Annotated in this window: 4 protein-coding genes and 1 pseudogene; 3 read left to right on the top strand and 2 right to left on the bottom strand. The window is 71.4% G+C overall.

All coding sequences use genetic code 11. The features are described 5' to 3' along the window. The 3 genes and pseudogenes from NBX02_RS18085 to NBX02_RS18095 all read left to right on the top strand — a co-directional run. Positions 1-838, top strand: a pseudogene (locus NBX02_RS18085) (hypothetical protein); the annotation flags it as partial. 135 nt (positions 839-973) lie between these two features. Further along, a complete protein-coding gene (locus NBX02_RS18090) occupies positions 974-1177 on the top strand; it encodes a DUF7455 domain-containing protein (RefSeq protein WP_250285936.1) in 204 nt (67 codons plus the stop codon). 439 nt (positions 1178-1616) lie between these two features. Beyond that, positions 1617-2510: a YihY/virulence factor BrkB family protein gene (locus tag NBX02_RS18095; RefSeq protein ID WP_250285935.1), complete on the top strand. Its 894-nt coding sequence runs from the start codon at positions 1617-1619 to the stop codon at positions 2508-2510. On the opposite strand, the gene NBX02_RS18100 is transcribed toward NBX02_RS18095, so the two are convergent. Next, positions 2504-3577 carry an LCP family protein gene (locus NBX02_RS18100; RefSeq protein ID WP_250285934.1) on the bottom strand — a complete coding sequence of 358 codons (1074 nt, stop codon included), beginning with the start codon at positions 3575-3577 and terminating at the stop codon, positions 2504-2506. The two genes, NBX02_RS18095 and NBX02_RS18100, sit on opposite strands and share 7 nt — an antisense overlap. Before the next feature lie 215 nt (positions 3578-3792). Beyond that, on the bottom strand, positions 3793-5049 hold the full coding sequence (locus NBX02_RS18105) for a CoA transferase (RefSeq protein ID WP_250292355.1): 1257 nt from the start codon (positions 5047-5049) through the stop codon (positions 3793-3795). Positions 5050-5169 lie beyond the last annotated feature (120 nt).

Genomic DNA, 5169 nt, shown 5'->3' on the forward strand with positions numbered 1-5169 from the left:
GGCCCCGGCCGAGCCCGCCGCCCCGCCGCCGCCGCAGCCGGTCTTCACCCGGCCGCTCGCCCCCGCGCTGACGCTGGTCCAGGAGCCCGCCGCCGGGTACGAGGTGCCGCTGCCCCCGCAGCCGGTGGACAACGCCTCGCTACCGGTGTCGCTGCCCACGGTGGCGGCCGTGCCGGCGCCCGCCCCGGTCCGGCCCACCCCGGTCCAGCCCACCCCGGTCCAGCCGGCCCCGGTCCAGCCCACCCCGATCCAGCCGGCCGCGGCCAGGGGACGGACCCACGGGCTGCCCCGCCCGGCGGCTCGCACCGAGGTTCGCACCGAGGCCCCGGCCGTCCACCCGCATCCGGTGCCCACCGTGTCCGGCGCGCCTTCCGTGTCCGGCGCGCCTTCCGTGCCCGCCGCGCCTTCCGTGCCCGCCGTACATCCCCCGGCCACGGCAGTTCCCGTGCCGGCAGCGGTCGCCGCCGGCAGCACCGATATCGCCGACCTCGCCGACCTCGCCGGCACGTCCGAACCAGCCAACACCGCCGCGCTCGCAGGCACCGCCGCGCTCGCAGGCACGGCCAGGACAGCCACGGCCGGTATCGCGGACGCCGTCGGTGCCGCCGACGCCGTTGGCCCCACCGACGGCGTCGGCCCCACCGACGGCGCTGGTGACGCCGATGCCGTCGACGACACCGCCGGGCAGGCCGACCTCGCCGCACGGACGTCGCCGACGCCCCGGAACGGGCGCACGGGCACCGCCGGCCGGGCCGGGGAACGCGGCTCCGGTGGCCGCAAGAACCGCAAGTCCGTACCGGCCTGGGACGACATCGTCTTCGGCGCGCGCCGTACGTGATCACCACACCTATGATCATCACGACTCCCGCCGTGCCCCGGCCCTGACCTGCGTCGCCGACGGCTCCGAGAGGCCTGAGGGAACCGTCACACCGCTGGGCGGAACCAAATCCCGACGAAGACTGTTGAAGATGGTGTGACTGGAACCACTACCAGACCGACGCTGACCAACCTCGACCGGTGTGACCGGTGCGGCGCGCAGGCGTATGTGCGGGTCGTGCTTCCCGGTGGCGGCGAACTGCTGTTCTGCCGGCATCACGCCAAGTCCCACGACTCGAAGCTACGAGCCGTGGCCGTCGAATACCATGACGAAACAGACAAACTGACCGTCTCTCCCTGACCGCCCGCCACCCGGCGGCGGACATCGGCCCGGCGATCCCCCGCGGACACGATCACACGTTGTCAGCGGGGGCATTTTGATGTGGCCCGGAGGCATGGCTCGTCGACCGACGGCATGCCTCCGTTATCCATGCCGGCGCAACCAGGCCAGCGCAACTGGTGACATCGGCAGCGGCCGGCCGGCCGGGTTCCAGGCCAATCGACGACCGCTGGAGCCGCTGTGAACCCGAGGCCGTACCGTTGGTCCGGTGTGGTTGGCGAACAGGTTGCTGTCCGCGGTGCTCCAGACGCCTGGTCCCGCGTCCGATGCGTCGCGGCCCGCTGATCTGACGCATCCTGCTTCCGCCGCGCTGCCAGGCCTCGCGCCACCGTCAGGCCCCGTGTCGCCGTTGCCGGCCCGGCCTCCGAGAACAGTGCCCTCCCTGCTCGGACGGGTGTCGATGCGTGTTCTCACCCTCGCCCGCCGGACCGCGGCCCGTGCCTGGCGCGACCGCGTGCTCGGCCTCGCGGCCGAGGCCGGCTTCTGGCAGCTGCTGTCGCTGCCTCCCTTACTACTGGCGATCCTCGGCACCATCGGCTACGTCGGGGACGCGGTCGGCGCGGACGCCGTCGACAGCATCCGTCAGAGTCTGCTGAACGCCGCCGACGACCTGCTGACACCCTCGGTCGTCGACAACGTGATCCGCCCCACGATCAACGAGATCCTCACCCACGGGCGCCCGGATGTGATCTCGATCGGTTTCCTGCTGTCGCTGTGGACCGGGTCGTCGGCCATGGCGACCTACGTCAACACCATCACGATCGCCTACGGCCAGCGCCAGCTGCGATCAGCCGTACGCAGCCGGCTACTGGCACTGCGACTGTACCTGGCCCAGGTGGCCAGCGGTGTGATCCTGTTGCCCTCGCTCGTCCTCGGGCCGGACCTGATCTCGGAACTGCTCGACGCCAACCGCCACCACCTCGTCGGCTGGCTGCTGACGGTCCTGTTCTGGCCGGTGGTCGCGGTCCTCTCCCTGACGATGCTGACCTCGCTGTACCACCTGTCGTTGCCGTCCCGGCGCCCGTGGCGGCGGGCGCTGCCCGGCGCCCTGCTGGCCATGGTGGTCTGGAACGTCGGCAGCTACCTGCTGCGGCTGTACCTGGAAACGGTCTTCGGCAATGAACTGATCTACGGCTCGGTGGCGGCGCCCGTGGCCGCGCTGCTGTTCTTCTACATCACGGCGTTGGCCGTCCTGCTCGGCGCCGAACTGAACGCCGCCATCGACGAGCGCGGTGACCACACCCCGTCACCGGGCCACACGCCGCCGGGCCAGCGGCGGCCGGAGGTTCAGTAGGTGCACGATCCCGCGGTGGCGTCGGTCGTGGCCGTGGCGGCCACCAGGGTGATGGCCGGCCCGGCCGGCCCGCCCAGCGGGCCACCGTCGACGGCCGCGGCGCTCGCGGAGGACGGCCGCCGGCCGGAGAGATCCGCCAGGAAGGCCGCCAGCTTGTTCGGGTCGGTGAGCAGCACGGACTGGCCGCCTGCCTGACCAGGCGACGCCGGGACGGTCTCGAAGCGGACACCCCCGCTGCCCACGCCACGCAGCCGGACGGCCAGTGGCTGCAGGTCGGTCAGGGAGGTGCCGGCGTCGACGGTCACGGACGAGGTGGCCGCGTCCAGCAGGGAAGCCAGCCGGACCGGGTTGACCAGGGTCGAGGTGCTGGTCGCCGACCGGAAGACCACACCGATGAACTGCTGCTGACGCCGGATCCGGTCGAGGTCGCCCTCGGGCAGGCCGTACCGCTGGCGGACGAAGGCCAGCGCCTGCTCGCCGTTGACCCTGTTGTCGCCGACCTGGCCGTGCCAGCCCGACATCTTGTCGTCGAGGTTGCTCCGGCTCCCGTTGGGCAGCGGTTTCACGCACACGGTCACCCCGCCGAGGGCGTCCGTCATCCGTTGGAACCCGATGAAGTCGATCTGCAGGTAGTGGTCGATACGGATCTTCGTCAGCGTCTCGATGGTCCGTACCAGCAGGGACGGCCCGCCCAACGCGAACGCGGCGTTGAGCTTGGACTTCCGCGCGGCGTGGGCGCGGCCGGCGGAGTCGGTGTAGGCGGGGATCGTCACCCACAGGTCCCGGGGGAACGAGGCGAGCGTGGTGGAGCCATCGGCGTCCAGGTGGGCGAGGATCGTGGTGTCCGACCGCTGGCCCTCGACCTCACCGAACTCCCCGTCCGTACCGCTGCGGCTGTCCGAGCCGACGAGCAGGATGTTGCGGGTACCGCCGCCGGCCCCGCCCGGCCGCCGCTCGGTGCCGGGGAAGGCCAGCGACACATGGGTGACCTTGTTGTCATAGTGCCGCAGGGCCAGCCAGCCCCCGCCGGAGACGGCCAGTACGAGGACGGACGCCAGCGCCGCCACGCCGGTGACCAGGCGGCGCCCAGTGGAGCGCCGGGGCGGTAAGGGCTCGGGCGGCGGCTGTGACGGCTGGAACGGCGGCGGCTGCGACGGCGGTGGCTGCTGCCATCCGGGCTGCGGCGGTGGCTGCTGCCACCCGGGAGCCCCGCCCGGGGGCCGGCGCTCCTCAGGCCATCCAGGCCGCCGCCCCGCTCGTCCGGGCCCGTCCGGAGGCCACGTCATGACCACGTCCCCTCGTCCACCCCACCGCTCGCCATCCCTGTCGACGTCCGGTAGCCGTTGGAATGTTCCCGGTCCCGGGTGTCGCGCCCACGACTTCCACCGCCGTCACCGGCGCACCGCCGGATCAACCGAACTCGGCCCGGATCGCGGGGCCGTCCGCGTCGAGTACCGGTTCCGGCGGCCGCCGGGAGTCCTGCGGCCAGTCCGCCATCTTCACCGGATTCCCGGGCAGCGGAAGGCCCCCGGCGTCGACCACCATGCCGCGGAAAACAGCCTGTTCGGAGGAGACCGCCTCCGCCACGTTGTTTGGGGCCACAGGGTATGCCCGCCGCACCCAGCACTTTCAGCCAATACGCAGCCGGCTGGGCACGAAGAGTCCGCTCCGCTTCCTGCTTGAACGCCTCCCGGGCCGCCAGCCGGGCACTGTTGGTGACGAACCGCGGATCCGTGCCGAGATCCGGGCGGTCCAGCGCGCGGCACAGCCCGGCGAAGAGGCTGTCGTTCGCGGCACAGATCACAATGCTGCGGTCCGCGCAGGCGAACGTGTCGAACGGCGCGATCGAGTAATGTGCGTTGCCGATGCGCGGCGGCGTGACACCGGTCGCCAGATAGGACAGGGCCGCACCCTCGAGCAACGACAGTGTGGCGTCGAACATGGCTATGTCGATATGGGTACCGCGGCCGGTGGCCAGCCGCCCGTACAATGCGGCCCCGATCGCGCCGAAAGCATACAGACCGGCCGCAAGGTCCGCGATCGGGACGCCGGGCTTCACCGGGTCGCTGTCCGGTGACCCGGTGATCGACATAATCCCGGTGGCGGCCTGCACGACCGCGTCGTAGGCCGGCCGGTTTCGCCACGGGCCGGTCCGCCCGAAGCCGGAGATGCTCACGTAAACCAGTCGAGGATTACGTCCCGACAACGTGCCCCAGCCGAGACCGAGCCGGTCCATCACGCCGGGCCGGAAGTTCTCCACCAGCACATCGGCGCGGTCGATGATGGAAAGTAACGTCGCGTGGTCGTCCGGATCCTTCAGATCGAGCGCGATCGACTGTTTGCCGCGGTTCACCCGGGCGAAGTACAGCGACCGGTCGTCCATGAACGGACCGTAGGAGCGGGAGTCATCCCCGTGACCGGGACGTTCCACCTTGATGACCCTCGCCCCGAGATCGGCGAGCATCAGCGTGGACAACGGCCCGGCCAATACCCGGGTGAGATCGACGACAAGAAGGCCATCCATGGGACCCGGCGACATAGGCACTCCTGGGACGCTACCCGCCACGGACCGCCGCGGCCTACCGTTGGAACCATGAGTACGCGCCCGAGTGCTTCCCCGCCTTCTACCGGCAGATCCGAGCAGCCTACCGACAGATCC

Origin of the sequence: Protofrankia sp. CiP1_Cm_nod1 (assembly GCF_920888515.1) — a bacterium.
Lineage (GTDB): Bacteria > Actinomycetota > Actinomycetes > Frankiales > Frankiaceae > Protofrankia.

Bases quoted from the DNA above. Each gene is read 5' to 3' on its own strand.
- NBX02_RS18095 (WP_250285935.1), top strand. From the start codon at position 1,617: ATGCGTGTTCTCACCCTCGCCCGCCGGACCGCGGCCCGTGCCTGGCGC.
- NBX02_RS18105 (WP_250292355.1), bottom strand. From the start codon at position 5,049: ATGTCGCCGGGTCCCATGGATGGCCTTCTTGTCGTCGATCTCACCCGG.